Genomic DNA, 15105 nt, shown 5'->3' with positions numbered 1-15105 from the left:
CATCCTTTCTACGTTAGCTTCTTTCTATAAGACTGTTTTTACCTACTTTGTTGTTTTTATCGGTTCAAAGGAGGACACACTCCAGCCATTTCAACTATTCCAAAACAACATTTTTTCACCAAAACAGTGTACTATCATTAAGTTTATCGCAACAATAGGGGATATTCAATATCCCACTGTTAGGCTTAGATCGGCCAAAGTAATTTTATCCCAAAACCTAGTAAAATACAGCCTCCTAGTAACTCACCGTATGATCCGATCATTCCTTTAAATTTCGATCCGGCAACTAAGCCAATCCATGATAAAATCATACTCATTAACCCAAACGCCATTACGGTAATGACTGTTTTTGCTCCTAATACACCTAAACTTAAGCCTGCAGAAAAACTGTCAATGCTTACACTTAGGGCAAACACGAACAAACCAAATCCTCTTGTTGCTGCGACACTTTCTTGTTCTTCACGAATGGAAGAAATAATCATTTGTAATCCGAGAAATAGCAACAACCCTCCACCTATCATTGTCGCTAACATTCCAAAGTGAGCGGAAATTAATCTCCCTACCATAATTCCGAGTAAGGGCATGATGACATGAAATGCCCCGATCGTTACGCCAATACGAAAGATTTGACGTAATCGCAACCCCGCCATCCCCATTCCTAATGCGATAGAAAAAGCATCCATTCCTAATGCTGTAGCCATAATAAATAGTGTAACGATTTCTCCGATCACAACAATTCCCCCTTGACCATGCTAATCCAATGTATGCACGGACAAGGAGAAATAAGACAAACTATCTAATAATTATTCCGCCAGCTGCTTTTTCAAGTCGATTCATAATTGCTACACCGACCCCAACTTTCGGGAATGTTTCTGAATAAATAATATCTACTTCCTTTTCATTAAATGTTCTAAGCGAATCATATAATCGTTTCGCAACGGTTGCTAAATCCGTTCGATATCCACAACAAATCACAACATCTGCCTTATACTTATCTTTCTGTTCTTCTGTTGTTAACACACCGACCCGGAACCCTTGTTGTTGTTTGCTGTGAATAAGTTCACCAATCACCTCTTTATTTTCGACAAGAATAAAATCAGCATTCGGTGCATAATGTGTATACTTCATTCCAGGAGATTTTGGTGCTACATTTTGTTGACTAAGAGCTTCGTCCACATCAACCCGACCAACAACAGCTTCTAGCTGTTCTTTTGTGATTCCTCCTGGTCGTAATATCATCGGGTAGTCCCCTGTACAATCCACTACCGTCGATTCAACACCAACCCCTGTGTCTCCCCCATCTATAATGCCAGAAATACAGCCATATAAATCATCTTTTACATGTTTTGCAACCGTTGGGCTTGGCTTTCCTGATGTATTAGCACTAGGTGCAGCCACAGGTAGATTGGCTTCTTCTAATAAGGCCAGTGCAACAGGATGGTCAGGAATTCGAAGTGCGATTGTTTCTAGTCCCGCTGTTACATAAGGCGAAACGTCTTTTCCTCCATTGAACACAAGCGTGAGTGGACCTGGCCAAAAGACCTCCATTAATTTCGTTCCATACTCAGGCTGATTTATCACTAACTGTGCCGCTTGTTCCATCGTCGCTACATGAACAATAAGAGGGTTATCACTCGGCCTCCCTTTGGCGGCAAAGATTTTTTTTATGGCTTCGTCATTTTTTGCATTTCCACCAAGACCATACACAGTTTCTGTCGGAAAAGCGATAATTTCGTTTTGATTTATCAACAAGGCTGCCTCCTTGATTCCCTTAGCATTTCGAAGATTTTCATTATTTTTATCCACAACCCATTGATAAGTTTGTTTATAACTCATATTTTCTCCTCCTTTCTCCGGTGTTTTTACACAATGTAATCCCTTTCTTTCAAAAAGAGCGAACCATTAGTCTCTCTCTGTGATTCACTCGATTTGTACCTATCGTCCTTTTTATCATTTTCTGACCAAAAAAACAAGTTATCCCAACCTTGTGGATAACTTGTGGATAACTTTATTTAAATGTTGTTGCCATCACTTTTGTAACACCAGGAGCATATTGATGGAAATGTGGTGATTGTCGAATCTTTTCGGGTATTTCTTCTTCTTCCACTTCATGAAACCCTAAATACTCAAAAAATTGAATCGACTGTTTCGTTAATAAGTACAATGTTTCGACACCTTTCTGTTTGGCAAACTGTAGAGCGATTTCTAAAAACTCTAACCCAATTTTTGCATTCCACGTTTCAGATTGGATAACTAACGAACGCAAAAGCCCGTCCACTCCTAAATGTTCAATTCCGACTGTACCAACAATCTTTTCTTGTTCTTCCACAACAAGAAAATCATGAATATGGTGCTCAATCCCTTTTTCCTCTAATCCTGCCTTTGCCACGAGACGTTGAACCGGTAGTAAATCTTTTTCTTCAGCTATTCGAACAACAATACTCAATATAGGTTCCTCCTCTTGTACAAGCTATTATAACTTGTATGCAAGAAGATGCCCTATTATGACGATGATGTTTCAAAAAATCTTTCGGACATCTATTCCGCTATTTTTAGAAAAAAACGACTTTCTTCTTTGCATTCGGACATACGTTCCGCTATTTGACAATATTTTCGGTGGTTTATCCTTATTTTACAAGAATAACGGAACACATGTCCGTAACAACTCCAAATCCCTAAAAAAACTACACATTAACGGAATAGATGTCCGATAGCAAGTCAAAAACCCGACCTTTCTAATATGTTTAAAAAATTGATTTAAACCAATCTAACGTACTAGAGAATAATTCAACAACGAAAAACGTCACAATGATTTCGTCCTCTTCATCAGCTTCTTCCACTTCTTCTACATCAACCGCATCTCCATTGGAGAAATCTAAAAAGCATAATGGAGGAAACAATACACACCACCAGTTTTCGCCTTTTCCTTCTCCAAGTGTAATTAACACAGCATCATATGATCCAGCTGGATACACAAGATTTCCATATAATTTTGTCGGAAACTCAACTTCATTAAATTCAACTGTATATTGTTGGTTTAATCCAATATTTATTAGTTGTTTTTCTACAATCGCTTCAATTTCTGGTAAGTTTGCTTGAATCACTTGTTTTGCTTCTTCTAGATCATCTACATCTTGCACCCAATTCGTAATGGACGCGTTCACTTCATCACGAATTTCACGTTTTAACCATTGGTCTTTAACCGCGTCACTATTGGCTAAGATTCGTAATCGAATCGCTTCTTCTTGGCTAACCTCTTCATGTAATTCTGCGACAGCTAAATGTTGCTGTCCTTCCCAGCTAATGACTAATACAAACAAAGAGAATAATAGATAAATAATAACTTTATTGTTCATGTTAACATCGCCCCTTTTCACTACACAGTGTGGACACGCATTATGAAAAATAAACAATAAAGTGTTCGACAAATCTCTTAATCTCTTTTTTCTTTTATTGTCGCAAAAACAAGCCGGTCTTTTCCGTTTATATCAAACACTACTTCAATATGTTCTGTCGGGTACATTGCACGAACGAGCTCTGCTACAGCCTCTCCTTGTCCCACTCCCACTTCAAAAGCAATCCAGCCAGTTGGTTTTAACAATTGCGGAATTTGGTTCATTAAACATCGATAAAAATCTAATCCATCCATACCACCCACCAGAGCCCGTTTTGGTTCATAGTCTCGGACAACAGGATCTAAGCTTTCAATATCATCAAGTGGAATATAAGGAGGGTTTGAAATGACAATGTCCACCTTTTTACCATCTTCCAAAAGTGGTTGCAGCAAGTCTCCTTCGACAAACATTACTTTTGCTCCTAACCGCTTTGCATTTAACTTTGCCACTTCCAGTGATTCTACAGCAATATCAATCCCGATTACGTCTGCTTTTGGTAATTCGAGTGCTAGTGTAATCGCGATAGCCCCACTGCCCGTTCCGACATCCACAATCGTAAATGACTCTTGTTCTTTTCCTTTTAACCGCTCAAGTAAGCCATATACAAGTTCTTCTGTTTCCGGGCGTGGAATAAGAACCTCTTCGTTTACAATAAAGGTCCGACCGTAAAACTGCTCTTCTCCAGTTAAATATTGAAGCGGTATTCCACTAGCAAATTTTTGCACGTCTGCTTTAAATGCTTTCACGACTTCTTTTGTGACGTCATCTTGCATAGCCATAAACAATTCTGTTCGTGTTTTCCGTAAGTGAAACCGCAACAAAAGTTCAGCCGCTATTTTTTCTTTCTTTTGTTGTTCTAAAAAAGAAGAAGCCCAATGGAGGGCTTCAAATACTTTCAGTTGTTCGGTCATATTTTACTCCTCAGCGTTTTGCATGAGCTCTGCTTGCTCTTCAACTATGAGAGCATCAATGATTTCATCGAGCTTTCCTTGCAAAATTTGGTCTAACTTTTGAATCGTTAATCCAATCCGATGATCCGTTACCCGACTTTGTGGGAAATTATATGTTCGAATTCGTTCAGAGCGGTCACCCGTTCCAACCGCAAGTTTACGGTGTTGGTCATATTCTTGTTGAGCTTCTCGTTGAAATTTATCATAGACACGCGCTCGCAAAACTTTCATCGCTTTTTCTTTATTTTTAATTTGTGATTTTTCATCTTGGCATGAAACAACAACACCTGTCGGCAAGTGGGTTAAGCGTACAGCCGACATCGTTGTATTTACACTTTGTCCTCCAGGCCCACTTGACGCAAATGTATCAACACGAATATCTTTATCATGAATGTCAACTTCGACTTCTTCTGCTTCAGGTAAAACAGCAACAGTCGCTGTTGACGTATGAATCCGTCCACCTGACTCTGTTGCAGGTACACGTTGCACACGATGGGCACCGTTTTCATATTTTAATTTAGAATAAGCACCTTTTCCATTTACAGTAAAGATAATTTCTTTATATCCACCTAACTCAGTCGGTGTGGCTTCAATTACATCTGCCTTCCAGCCTTGTGCTTCAGCAAAACGAGAGTACATTTTGTATAAATCGCCTGCAAATAATTGCGCTTCATCCCCACCTGCAGCCCCACGAATTTCAACAATGACGTTTTTGTCATCATTCGGGTCTTTCGGAAGTAATAGGATGCGTAAACGTTCTTCTAACTCTTTTTTCTGGACATTTAATTCACTTATTTCTTCTTTTACCATGTCATACATTTCATTATCTAACTTGTCTTCAAGCATCGCTTTTGCATCAGATAATTGCTCAGATACTTCCTTATATTGACGATAGGCTTGCACCGTCTCTTCTAAATCCGCTTGTTCTTTTGAGTAATCACGAAGTTTATTCGTATCGTTAATCACATCGGGATCACTTAATAATTCATTTAGGCGGTCATACCGGTCTTCTAACGATTGTAATCGATCTAACACGAGCTTCACCTCTTATTTCAGTCCATAACAGTCTAATTATAGTATAAGCAAGGAATTGAGTCAAAATAAGTATTTTTTTAGTATCGCCTAGTAACGCAGGAACGATACTTCACCATTCTTTGTTAGCATACTCTGCTATTGCCATCCTCGTGACTTGATGTTTGCTGAACACAGCGATTGGGAAATAATGAAACTGAGGTGATCGAAATTGAAGTATGTTGTAATCGGTGGAGACGCAGCAGGGATGAGCGCTGCTATGCAAATCATTCGAAATGATAAGCAAGCTGAAGTTATTACACTAGAAAAAGGTCCTATCTACTCTTATGCCCAATGTGGTCTTCCATACATTATCGGTGGTCATATTTCATCAACAGATGATTTAATCGCAAGAAAACGAGAAACATTCCAAGACAAATACGGGATTGACGCTAGAATTCATCATGAAGTTACAAACGTTGATCCGAATACAAAAACCGTTTATGGACAAAGATGCGATGTAAATGAACCTTTTGACATTACATACGATAAATTGTTAATCGCAACAGGCGCAGATCCACTTCTTCCTAACTGGGAAGGTCGTGAACTGAACGGCATTCATACGATAAAGACAATTCCTGGTCTTCATTCACTTATCGATGACATTGGTACATCAAAAAAAGAGGTAGCAATCATTGGTGGTGGCTATATTGGTTTAGAGATGGCGGAAAACTTTCACGATGCCGGCCACCATGTAAAGATTATTGAACAAGGTTCACAATTAGCGGGTGTTTTTGATGCTGACATGGCTGAACTCATTCACCATAAAGCGAAAGAAAAAGACATTGAGCTTTATTTAAATGAATCAGTTCAGGCGTTTAGAGGAACTGAAAAAGTTCAAGAAGTTGTTACGGATAAGCGTTCGATCCGAGTCGATATTGTTATTGTTGCTGTCGGTGTAAAGCCAAATACCAAACTTGTTGAACAAACAGGTATACATTTATCTTCGAACGGTGCGATTATTGTGAATGCACAAATGGAAACAAACACTAAAGATATTTACGCTGCAGGAGATTGCGCGACACAATTTCACCGTATAAAACAAAAAAATGATTATATTCCTTTAGGAACACATGCGAACAAGCAAGGACGAACTGCAGGATTAATGATGGCGGGGATTCATAGAACATTTCAAGGAGTTGTCGGAACTGCCATTATGAAATTTTTTGACGCAACATTAGCACGTACTGGAATTTCTGAAAAAGAAGCCGAAGTTCTTCGTATTCCCTATCACACAGTCAAAGCTGAGCTTCCCCATATCGCTTCCTATTACCCAACACCTGAAAAAATGCAGGTGAAAATTATTTACGAAGCAGAAACAAACCGACTATTAGGCGGGCAAATAATCGGGAAGTCGGGCGTGGATAAACGCATCGATGTACTGGCTACTGCGTTATATCATCACATGACTATTCAAGATCTTGAAGATTTAGACTTAGCCTACGCTCCCCCGTACAATATGGTATGGGATCCTATTCAACAGACCGCTCGAAGAAGAGAGCATTAACATTGCTATACAAAAATTTTTATGCTTTCTTGAAATAGCTTTCAAAGCTTCACTGCCACACCATAATTTTTATTATTTAAAAAACCCCTCAGTATAACACTGAGGGGAATCATCTTATGAAGAACTCGGGCTATTGACATGAACTTGATATCTTGGAACGATTCGTTGTAATGATTGTCGCGCCTGCTTCTCTTTTTCTTTTTGTTCTTCCGCTGACAAGCCATCTCCATATACATTGACCCAAGCATGACTTCCCGCAATAATGACCGCTCCTGCTCGAAGGCCTTCTTGTTCAATGACGTATCGAATTTTCTCCTCATCATCGCCTAAGTCTTGCCTTCTCGGTGTTAATGTTCGAAAGCTTGTACTATGATTTTCATAGCCTTCATGATAAAAGTCTGGCTCATCTGTAATTTCACCATAGTTTATCGGTCCAGGACCGAGCATCCCATAGGTGATTTGCTGAGCGTTTGTCCCTTGTAATCCTTGAACAGAATTCGCTTTAGGCGGGGATGCTGGTGTACATCCAGCGACTAAAAGTAATGCAACACTACAACCTACAATGGTTTTCTTCATTGAGGCACCTCCATTTTAATGTGGATGGGGCTGCCTTATTAGTGTTACCTTTGAAGAATCATCATTTACACGTTAATTCCATCCATGTCCACTAATGACATCCAATCTTACAATGGAGGCGCCGCATAACATTTACGACACACAGGATAATATGATTCATTACCACCAATGACAATTTGTTCGCCTGTATAAATCGGTTTTCCGTCTTTAATACGGAGGGCCATGATTGCTTTTCGCTCACAAAACCAACAAATCGTTTTCATTTCTTCAATTTTGTCAGCGTAGAGCAACATGTATTTACTTCCCTCAAACAACTCATTTTGAAAATCATTTTTTAAACCAAATCCCATGACGGGAATGTTTAACTGATCGACAATTGCAGCAAGTTGGATAATATGCTCCTTTTTTAAAAACTGACACTCATCCACAAGAACACAAGCAGGTTTATTTTCTTCTTTTTCCAGCAAGGTAAAAATATTGGTATGTTCATAAATTGGAACCGCTTCTCTTCGCAAACCAATTCTTGACGAAACATATCCTACTTCATCCCGATTATCAAGAGCAGAAGTTAAAATGACAACACGTTTATTTTGTTCTTCATAATTATGTGCGACCTTTAAAATTTCAATCGATTTTCCGCTATTCATTGCACCATATTTAAAAAATAATTGAGCCAAGATGTTCTTCTCCCTTTTCGTGTTTTCATTAATTTTGACATTTTTCTATTATACCACCCTTTTTCTTGTCTACGGAATGAAATTCAAAGAAAAACGCGGAGCGTCTTTTCATCTTATCTATTAAAAAAGAAAAAGACATAAAAGAATAAACCTTTTATGTCTGCTCCTTTTAATAAAGCTCGTTCGGACATATATTCCGCTATTTTTAAAAAAAGGTACTTTTTCAAATACTATTGGACATTGGTTCCGTTATCTAAATAAAATGAGCGATTTTTATTGTTGTTGAAGGCAAATAACGGAACAGATGTCCGTAACTTTTTTAAAAGGGCTCATATATCGTGGAATAGCGGAACATTTGTCCGTTAGCGTGTATGTTAAATCTATCTCTCCCCTTTAGGCCTTTTATCGCCGTTGTTTAAAGCCGGTCAAAAACGACAGCATCGTATGGACACCGATTTTCACCGTTTGTTCGCCCACATCCTTTAATGGGTCTAAACAAACGATATCCATCGCCTTTACTTTTGGGTTTCTTCCTGCTGTATACACAGCTTGAAATAACTCATCTGTATCCATGCCACCTGGTGTTGAAGCTGGAGCACCTGGACCTACACTTTGATCAAGCACATCCATATCAACGGTTAAGTAAATCGTATCGACTTTTTCACTTAGTTCTGTTAAGGCTTCTTTAACTACTTTCGTAATTCCTTTTTTGCGTGCTTGCCTCATTGTAATATAGTTTACCCCGTGGCGGTCTGCGTATTCTTTTAACGAATACGCATTAAAAAAACCATGCAGACCGATATTATACACATCTTCCCCTTTAATTGTTTCACTTTCAATTAAGTTTCGGATGGGGGTCCCATTAGAAGGCCCGTTATCACTTAAGTCGCGCAAATCAAAATGGGTATCAAATTGCAAAATGCCGATCCGTTCCTCTCGGTGTACCGCTTTATACCCTTTAACAAGCATCGCAGTTATCGAATGGTCACCTCCAACAAACAACGGAAATACGTTCGGGTGCTGCTCTTGGAAAGCGACCATTGCTTCTTTAATATTCGTGTGGCAAACAGAAATGTCAGTTACATGTTGGCGAACATCGCCAATGTCCACTACTTGTAAGTCTGATATAGATTCATCTTCATCTAAGTTATAAGTCGTAAAGTATTTCCAAGCTCTTCGAAAAGCATTTGGATGTTCGCTTGCTCCTGAAGCTGAAATCGAAGACCGAGATAACGGGACTCCAATGATACCGACGTCGAATTGAGTCCAATCAACCTCGCCATCTATCGTTTGAATCCATTCATGTACTTTCGCGTCGTTTGTTATTGTAGTTGGATGCCAACGAAATGCTGGTGGTTGAAGGAAAGGGTATGGATATTGACTCACAACCGTTGCCCTCCTTGGACTACAATGTTCCCGCTTTTTATTACCGTATCAGTATGATTAATACCATAATGGTATTGCAATTGCATATAATTTGGAACATCGTGAATGATTATATCTGCTTTTTTCCCTTTTTCAATACTGCCAATTTCATCACCTCGTTTAATGGCATGAGCGGCATTGATTGTTGTTGCTGTGAGGACCTCTGCAGGTGTCATCCCCATTTTTAAACACCCCAAATTCATAATAATAGGCAAAGAGACTGTCGGTGACGACCCAGGATTACAATCGGTTGATAACGCAACTGGCACTCCAGCATCAATCATTTTACGACCATTTGCAAATTCCGCCATTAAAAAGAAAGCTGTTCCTGGAAGGAGTACACCGATCACACCAGCAGCGGCCATTTGTCTCATTCCTTCTTCCGACACTTTTAATAAATGATCGGCCGATATCGCCCCGACTTCAGCTGCGGTTTCTGCACCTCCATATGGTTCAATTTCATCGGCATGAATTTTTGGAAGTAACCCATACTGTTTACCTGCTTCTAATATTTTCTTTGATTGTTCTGGGGTAAATACACCATGCTCACAAAATACATCATTAAATTCGGCTAACTCCCTTTTGGCGACCTTTGGTATCATATCGTCAATGACAAGGTCGACAAATTCATCTGGATTTTCTTTATATTCTGCTGGGATGGCATGGGCTCCCATGAAAGTGGAGACAATATCAATGACATGGGTTTCATTTAATTGTTTGGCCACCTCTAATTGTTTTATTTCGTGCTCAAATGATAGGCCATAACCACTCTTCGCTTCAATCGTAGTCACACCATGAAGTAAAAAGCGGTGAAGACGACGTTCACTTTCTTGATAAAGCTGCTCATGTGTTGCTTTTCTTGTCGCTCTTGTTGTCGCATGAATGCCCCCACCAGCATTCATAATATCCATATAGGACGCCCCTTGTAAACGCATGTTAAATTCATTTTCTCTGCTGCCGGCATAAACAAGATGTGTGTGGGGGTCAACAAAACCAGGGGTTACAATCTTTCCTGTTGCATCGATGGTATCTGCTTCATGTAGACGCTCCTCATATCGCTGTTTCAATTCCTCATCCGACCCTACCGCTTGGATGACTCCATCTTCTAGCCAGACGCTTCCATTTTTTATAATGGACAGTTGTTCCATTTCTTTTCCTACTCGTGGGGTTTGAGTTCCTTGTAACGTAATGACTTCATTTGCATTTTGAATGAATATAGGTTTCGTTTGCATATGACCACTCCTCCTTTTTATTCTTTATCTTGAAGCATCGGAATATGGATGCCTTTTTCTTTCGCCGTAGTCATTGCTTTTTCATAACCTGCATCAGCATGACGTACAACACCCATACCTGGATCCGTTGTTAACACACGGTCTAATCGTTTCTCTGCTTCTTTCGTCCCATCTGCAACAATAACAACACCGGCATGTAAAGAATATCCCATTCCAACTCCGCCACCGTGATGAACAGAAACCCATGTTGCTCCTCCAACTGCATTAATCATCGCATTTAAAATCGGCCAATCCGATACTACATCTGAGCCATCTTTCATTGCTTCTGTTTCGCGGTTTGGTGAAGCTACAGAACCTGAATCAAGATGATCTCGGCCAATCACAATCGGAGCTTTTAATTCTCCGCTTGCCACCATATCGTTTAAAATTTTTCCAAAACGAGCTCGCTCACCGTACCCTAGCCAGCAAATTCGCGATGGCAATCCTTGAAACTGAATTTTCTGTTGAGCCATTTTAATCCAATGACACAAATGTTCATTATCAGAAAACTCCCGTAAAATCGCTTCATCCGTTTTGTAAATATCTTCAGGGTCACCAGATAAAGCGACCCAACGAAATGGTCCCCTACCTTCACAAAATTGTGGACGAATATAAGCTGGAACGAAGCCAGGAAATCGAAACGCGTCTTTTACGCCTTCATCTTCGGCGACTTGACGAAGATTGTTGCCATAATCAAACGTAACCGCTCCTTTATCCATCATCGCTAACATTGCTTTTACGTGTGTTGCCATTGATGATTTCGATCGCTCCACATAGCGTTTTGGGTCTCTGCTTCGTAGTTCACCCGCCTCAGCAAGACTCATCATAGAAGGAATATATCCATTAAGCGGGTCATGCGCTGACGTTTGGTCTGTTACGATATCTGGGATAAAATTTCGGTCATTCATTTCTGGAAGAATATCTGCTGCATTGCCTAACAGCCCGATCGATAACGGTATTTTCTTTTGCTTTGCTTCTTCTGCCATTTGAATTGCTTCGTCTAACGATGTTGTTTTTACATCCGTATATTTCGTTTCAATCCGGCGGTCAATTCGTGTTTCATCCACTTCTATTGCAATACAAACTCCACCATTCATCGTAACCGCTAATGGTTGCGCGCCTCCCATTCCACCTAATCCCGCTGTGACCGTAATTGTCCCTTTTAGCGTGTTATTAAAATGTTGTTTTGCTAACTCTGCAAACGTTTCATATGTTCCTTGAACAATTCCTTGAGATCCGATATAAATCCAGCTTCCTGCTGTCATTTGTCCATACATCATCAATCCTTTTTTATCGAGTTCATGGAACGTATCCCAATTTGCATAAGCAGGCACGATATTCGAATTGGCTAAAAGAACTCTCGGTGCATCCGTGTGTGTTTTAAATACAACAACCGGTTTACCCGATTGCACTAATAACGTTTCATCATCCTCAAGCTGCTTTAACGTAGCTACAATTGCATCAAAGCTTTCCCAATTTCTAGCTGCTTTCCCAATCCCACCATAAACGACAAGGTTATCTGGATGTTCAGCCACTTCAGGGTCTAAATTGTTCATTAACATTCTGAGTGCCGCCTCTTGTTGCCACCCTTTCGTATTTAACGTTGTTCCCGTATATCGAACCACTTTGTTTTGAGCTGTTTTCATTTTTCTTCCCCCTTTAATAAGATTCTACTTTCGCTTTTTTTATCACGTCTTTATACGTTGTTGTTCGTAACCATCCATTCATTGCTTCAATGTCTTTTGAGAACACACGATCCTTTACGATTTCTGGTACAATGCTTCTTGCTTTTTCTAGAAAGACTCTTGTTACTTTTGCCATTTTTTCTTTCCCGCGAATTTCAGTGGCCTGCAAGGCACAAATTGCTTCAATAGCTAAGACGCGACGTGAATTTGCAATCACTTGATAGGCGTGTCTTGAACCAATCGTCCCCATACTAACATGGTCTTCTTGATTCGCTGATGAAGGAATAGAATCGACACTCGCAGGATGGGCTAATGTTTTGTTTTCCGAGACGAGTGACGCAGCAGCATACTGCATAATCATTGCCCCAGATTGTAACCCTGGCTCAGGACTTAAAAATGGCGGCAAATCATTTAATTGCGGATTCACAAGTCGTTCTATCCGTCTTTCAGAAATATTGCCTAACTCAGCCATTGCAATCGCCAAGAAGTCCATTGCAAAAGCAATTGGTTGTCCGTGAAAATTCCCTCCACTTAACACCTTTTTCCCGTCATCAAAAATGAGTGGATTATCGGTTGCCGCATTCATTTCAATTTCAAGCTTTTCTTTTACGTAAGCTAATGTTTGCCAGGTGGCCCCATGAACTTGTGGAATACAACGAATCGAATACGCATCTTGAACACGGAGTTCACCTTGTGTTGTCGTTAATTGACTATCTTTTAAGTACGAGCGAATTCGCTCGGCTACTTCAACTTGCTCTTTATATCCTCTTGCAAGATGAATATCCTCATCAAAGGCATCCATAATTCCTTGTAAACCTTCGATTGTTAAAGAAGCAATGAGTTCTGCTTGAAACGCTAAGTTTTCCGCTTCTATATAAGCTACAACTCCCATTGCAGTCATCGCTTGTGTCCCATTGATTAACGCTAACCCTTCTTTTGCGGTTAACGTAATCGGAAATAATCCTTCTTTTGTGAGCGCATCAAGCGATTTCATTTCCGTCCCTTTATACATCACTTCTCCTTCCCCAATTAACGCAAGGGCTAGATGGGAAAGAGGAGCAAGGTCACCACTTGCCCCTAAAGAGCCTTGTTGTGGTATGACGGGGTGGATGTTGTGATTTAATAAATCTAGCAACCTTTCAATGACAACCGGACGTACCCCTGAAAAGCCTTTTACTAACGCGTTGGCACGAAGTAAGATCATCGCTCTTGATACCATCTCTGGGAAAGGTTCCCCGATGCCACACGCATGGGAGCGAATTAAGTTAAGCTGCAATGTTTCTACATCTTCTTTCCCGATAAAAACATCACTAAACTTTCCAAACCCTGTTGTAATTCCATACATTGTTTTTTCTTCATTTACGATTTTTTCTACTGCTTTTCGGCTACGTTTTACTTTTTCTAAACTCTCAGGTGAAATCGTTACTTTTTCCCCATCAAAAAGTACTTTTTTAACTTCTGTAAATGACAGGGACTGTCCCGTTAAGATGACCATTTTCCCTCACTCTCCTTTTTCACTTTACCCAGATAAAGGACCAATAAAAAAGAGGACTACATCAATGAAATTTCACAAAAAATTTCATGATATAGCCCCCTAGTATCTAATAGCTCTGGGCAATTATATATGATTAATTCCTAGTCCAATTGTTTCATGCTCTGAACCTTTTACAGGCGCTCCAATGGTTCCGTATAATGACACAGCAATCCAATCGCCTTCTGCTTGATTGTCATACGGGTTTCCACGTAACACAGCAAAACGTAATCCCACTGTACGATGGACGGATCCAAGTTGAACTTGACCTCTTGTTACACCGTGTAAAGCTTCGATAATCGCATGATACAATGCATGTGATTCTCGGTAAATTCCGCTTTCTATCACATGATTATTCTTTGCAGCTGTTTCAATAGCGGCTACCACTTTATGGGCCTCCATTGATCCAACTTTCCCGATACAGCCTGACCAGCCTGATTGTTTGAGCTTTGTTAGCTCCTCGTCTGATTCATCAGACAGCAACAATAAAATGGCGTGTCGACCGATACGTCGATCCTTCCGTAAGGCCATATATCAACAACTCTTTCAACTCAATTGTCTTTCATTTTTCTAATCACTAATGTCTACTTCAAGTGTAAGCGGATTACATTTTGTTGTCAATAAAAAGAATGGCTCGCGTTTGAAGCACGCAAAAAACAGGCAGAAGAAAATCCTCTGCCTGTTATGTTTAAAAATAATCTTACTTCATGTTGTACTTTTTCTTGAACTTATCTACTCGTCCACCAGCGTCAGTAAGCTTTTGCTTACCAGTATAGAATGGATGAGAGTCAGAACTAATTTCCACTTTTAATAGTGGATACGTGTTACCGTCTTCCCATTCAATCGTTTCGCTAGAAGATTTTGTAGAACCGCTTAGAAACTTGAATCCAGTACTTGTATCCATGAATACAACTTTTTTGTAATCTGGGTGAATTCCTTGTTTCATTGCTTTTCAACTCCTTCCGCCCTGAATCTATTCGAAACAGAGTTATCTAACACACATGACGAAATTATACC

The 15105-nt window shown here is 39.8% G+C and carries 15 protein-coding genes; 1 reads left to right on the top strand and 14 read right to left on the bottom strand.

Features of this window, described 5'->3' with window-relative positions; genetic code table 11:
* Positions 1-185 precede the first annotated feature (185 nt).
* The 6 genes from T323_RS0107925 to prfA all read right to left on the bottom strand — a co-directional run bounded on the left by T323_RS0107925 (position 186) and on the right by prfA (position 5380).
* Positions 186-731: a manganese efflux pump MntP gene (locus tag T323_RS0107925; RefSeq protein ID WP_026672793.1), complete on the bottom strand. Its 546-nt coding sequence runs from the start codon at positions 729-731 to the stop codon at positions 186-188.
* Between the two features lie 61 nt (positions 732-792).
* Positions 793-1836, bottom strand: coding sequence for an L-threonylcarbamoyladenylate synthase (locus T323_RS0107920; RefSeq protein WP_026672792.1), 1044 nt, complete (start codon positions 1834-1836; stop codon positions 793-795).
* 172 nt (positions 1837-2008) lie between these two features.
* Positions 2009-2446 carry a GNAT family N-acetyltransferase gene (locus T323_RS0107915; protein ID WP_026672791.1) on the bottom strand — a complete coding sequence of 146 codons (438 nt, stop codon included), beginning with the start codon at positions 2444-2446 and terminating at the stop codon, positions 2009-2011.
* Positions 2447-2744: 298 nt separating this feature from the next.
* Positions 2745-3356 (bottom strand): stage II sporulation protein R, encoded by a 612-nt coding sequence (gene spoIIR, locus T323_RS0107910; RefSeq protein WP_026672790.1) that lies wholly within the window; start codon positions 3354-3356, stop codon positions 2745-2747.
* A 77-nt stretch (positions 3357-3433) separates the two neighbouring features.
* Complete coding sequence (prmC, locus tag T323_RS0107905; RefSeq protein WP_026672789.1) at positions 3434-4294, bottom strand: peptide chain release factor N(5)-glutamine methyltransferase; 861 nt, start codon at positions 4292-4294, stop codon at positions 3434-3436.
* Positions 4295-4309: 15 nt separating this feature from the next.
* Positions 4310-5380 (bottom strand): peptide chain release factor 1, encoded by a 1071-nt coding sequence (gene prfA / locus T323_RS0107900; RefSeq protein ID WP_026672788.1) that lies wholly within the window; start codon positions 5378-5380, stop codon positions 4310-4312.
* 208 nt (positions 5381-5588) lie between these two features.
* Here prfA and T323_RS0107895 point away from each other — a divergent pair, with 208 nt between their 5' ends.
* Positions 5589-6923 carry an FAD-dependent oxidoreductase gene (locus T323_RS0107895; RefSeq protein WP_026672787.1) on the top strand — a complete coding sequence of 445 codons (1335 nt, stop codon included), beginning with the start codon at positions 5589-5591 and terminating at the stop codon, positions 6921-6923.
* Between the two features lie 114 nt (positions 6924-7037).
* Here the strand turns inward: T323_RS0107895 and T323_RS0107890 are convergent, their stop codons facing one another.
* The 8 genes from T323_RS0107890 to T323_RS0107855 all read right to left on the bottom strand — a co-directional run bounded on the left by T323_RS0107890 (position 7038) and on the right by T323_RS0107855 (position 15034).
* Positions 7038-7499 carry a hypothetical protein gene (locus T323_RS0107890; protein WP_026672786.1) on the bottom strand — a complete coding sequence of 154 codons (462 nt, stop codon included), beginning with the start codon at positions 7497-7499 and terminating at the stop codon, positions 7038-7040.
* Between the two features lie 107 nt (positions 7500-7606).
* Positions 7607-8176: a thymidine kinase gene (locus T323_RS0107885; protein ID WP_026672785.1), complete on the bottom strand. Its 570-nt coding sequence runs from the start codon at positions 8174-8176 to the stop codon at positions 7607-7609.
* Positions 8177-8578: 402 nt separating this feature from the next.
* Entirely contained in the window at positions 8579-9562 is a 984-nt protein-coding gene (locus T323_RS0107880; RefSeq protein ID WP_026672784.1) for an agmatinase family protein, read from the bottom strand.
* The gene (hutI, locus tag T323_RS0107875) at positions 9559-10833 is read right to left on the bottom strand and encodes an imidazolonepropionase (RefSeq protein ID WP_026672783.1); all 1275 of its coding nucleotides are present in this window, start codon (positions 10831-10833) and stop codon (positions 9559-9561) included. The genes T323_RS0107880 and hutI overlap by 4 nt, the downstream gene beginning before the upstream one ends.
* 17 nt (positions 10834-10850) lie before the next feature.
* A complete protein-coding gene (hutU, locus tag T323_RS0107870) occupies positions 10851-12518 on the bottom strand; it encodes a urocanate hydratase (protein ID WP_026672782.1) in 1668 nt (555 codons plus the stop codon).
* Between the two features lie 13 nt (positions 12519-12531).
* A complete protein-coding gene (hutH, locus tag T323_RS26300) occupies positions 12532-14052 on the bottom strand; it encodes a histidine ammonia-lyase (RefSeq protein WP_035178143.1) in 1521 nt (506 codons plus the stop codon).
* A gap of 123 nt (positions 14053-14175) precedes the next feature.
* Positions 14176-14619: a histidine utilization transcription antiterminator HutP gene (gene hutP / locus T323_RS0107860; RefSeq protein WP_026672781.1), complete on the bottom strand. Its 444-nt coding sequence runs from the start codon at positions 14617-14619 to the stop codon at positions 14176-14178.
* A gap of 169 nt (positions 14620-14788) precedes the next feature.
* Positions 14789-15034, bottom strand: a complete 246-nt coding sequence (locus T323_RS0107855) for a type B 50S ribosomal protein L31 (RefSeq protein ID WP_026672780.1) — start codon at positions 15032-15034, stop codon at positions 14789-14791.
* Positions 15035-15105: the final 71 nt, after the last annotated feature.

The organism is Alkalihalobacillus bogoriensis ATCC BAA-922, from assembly GCF_000621445.1.
GTDB lineage: Bacteria > Bacillota > Bacilli > Bacillales > Bacillaceae_F > Bacillus_AO > Bacillus_AO bogoriense.
This window is presented reverse-complemented; position numbering and strand designations above follow the sequence as displayed.

Excerpts from the sequence above, each read along its gene's own strand:
- T323_RS0107920 (WP_026672792.1), bottom strand. The coding sequence starts at position 1,836 with ATGAGTTATAAACAAACTTATCAATGGGTTGTGGATAAAAATAATGAA.
- spoIIR (WP_026672790.1), bottom strand. The coding sequence starts at position 3,356 with ATGAACAATAAAGTTATTATTTATCTATTATTCTCTTTGTTTGTATTA.
- T323_RS0107890 (WP_026672786.1), bottom strand. The coding sequence starts at position 7,499 with ATGAAGAAAACCATTGTAGGTTGTAGTGTTGCATTACTTTTAGTCGCT.
- hutI (WP_026672783.1), bottom strand. The coding sequence starts at position 10,833 with ATGCAAACGAAACCTATATTCATTCAAAATGCAAATGAAGTCATTACG.
- hutU (WP_026672782.1), bottom strand. The coding sequence starts at position 12,518 with ATGAAAACAGCTCAAAACAAAGTGGTTCGATATACGGGAACAACGTTA.
- hutH (WP_035178143.1), bottom strand. The coding sequence starts at position 14,052 with ATGGTCATCTTAACGGGACAGTCCCTGTCATTTACAGAAGTTAAAAAA.
- hutP (WP_026672781.1), bottom strand. The coding sequence starts at position 14,619 with ATGGCCTTACGGAAGGATCGACGTATCGGTCGACACGCCATTTTATTG.
- T323_RS0107855 (WP_026672780.1), bottom strand. The coding sequence starts at position 15,034 with ATGAAACAAGGAATTCACCCAGATTACAAAAAAGTTGTATTCATGGAT.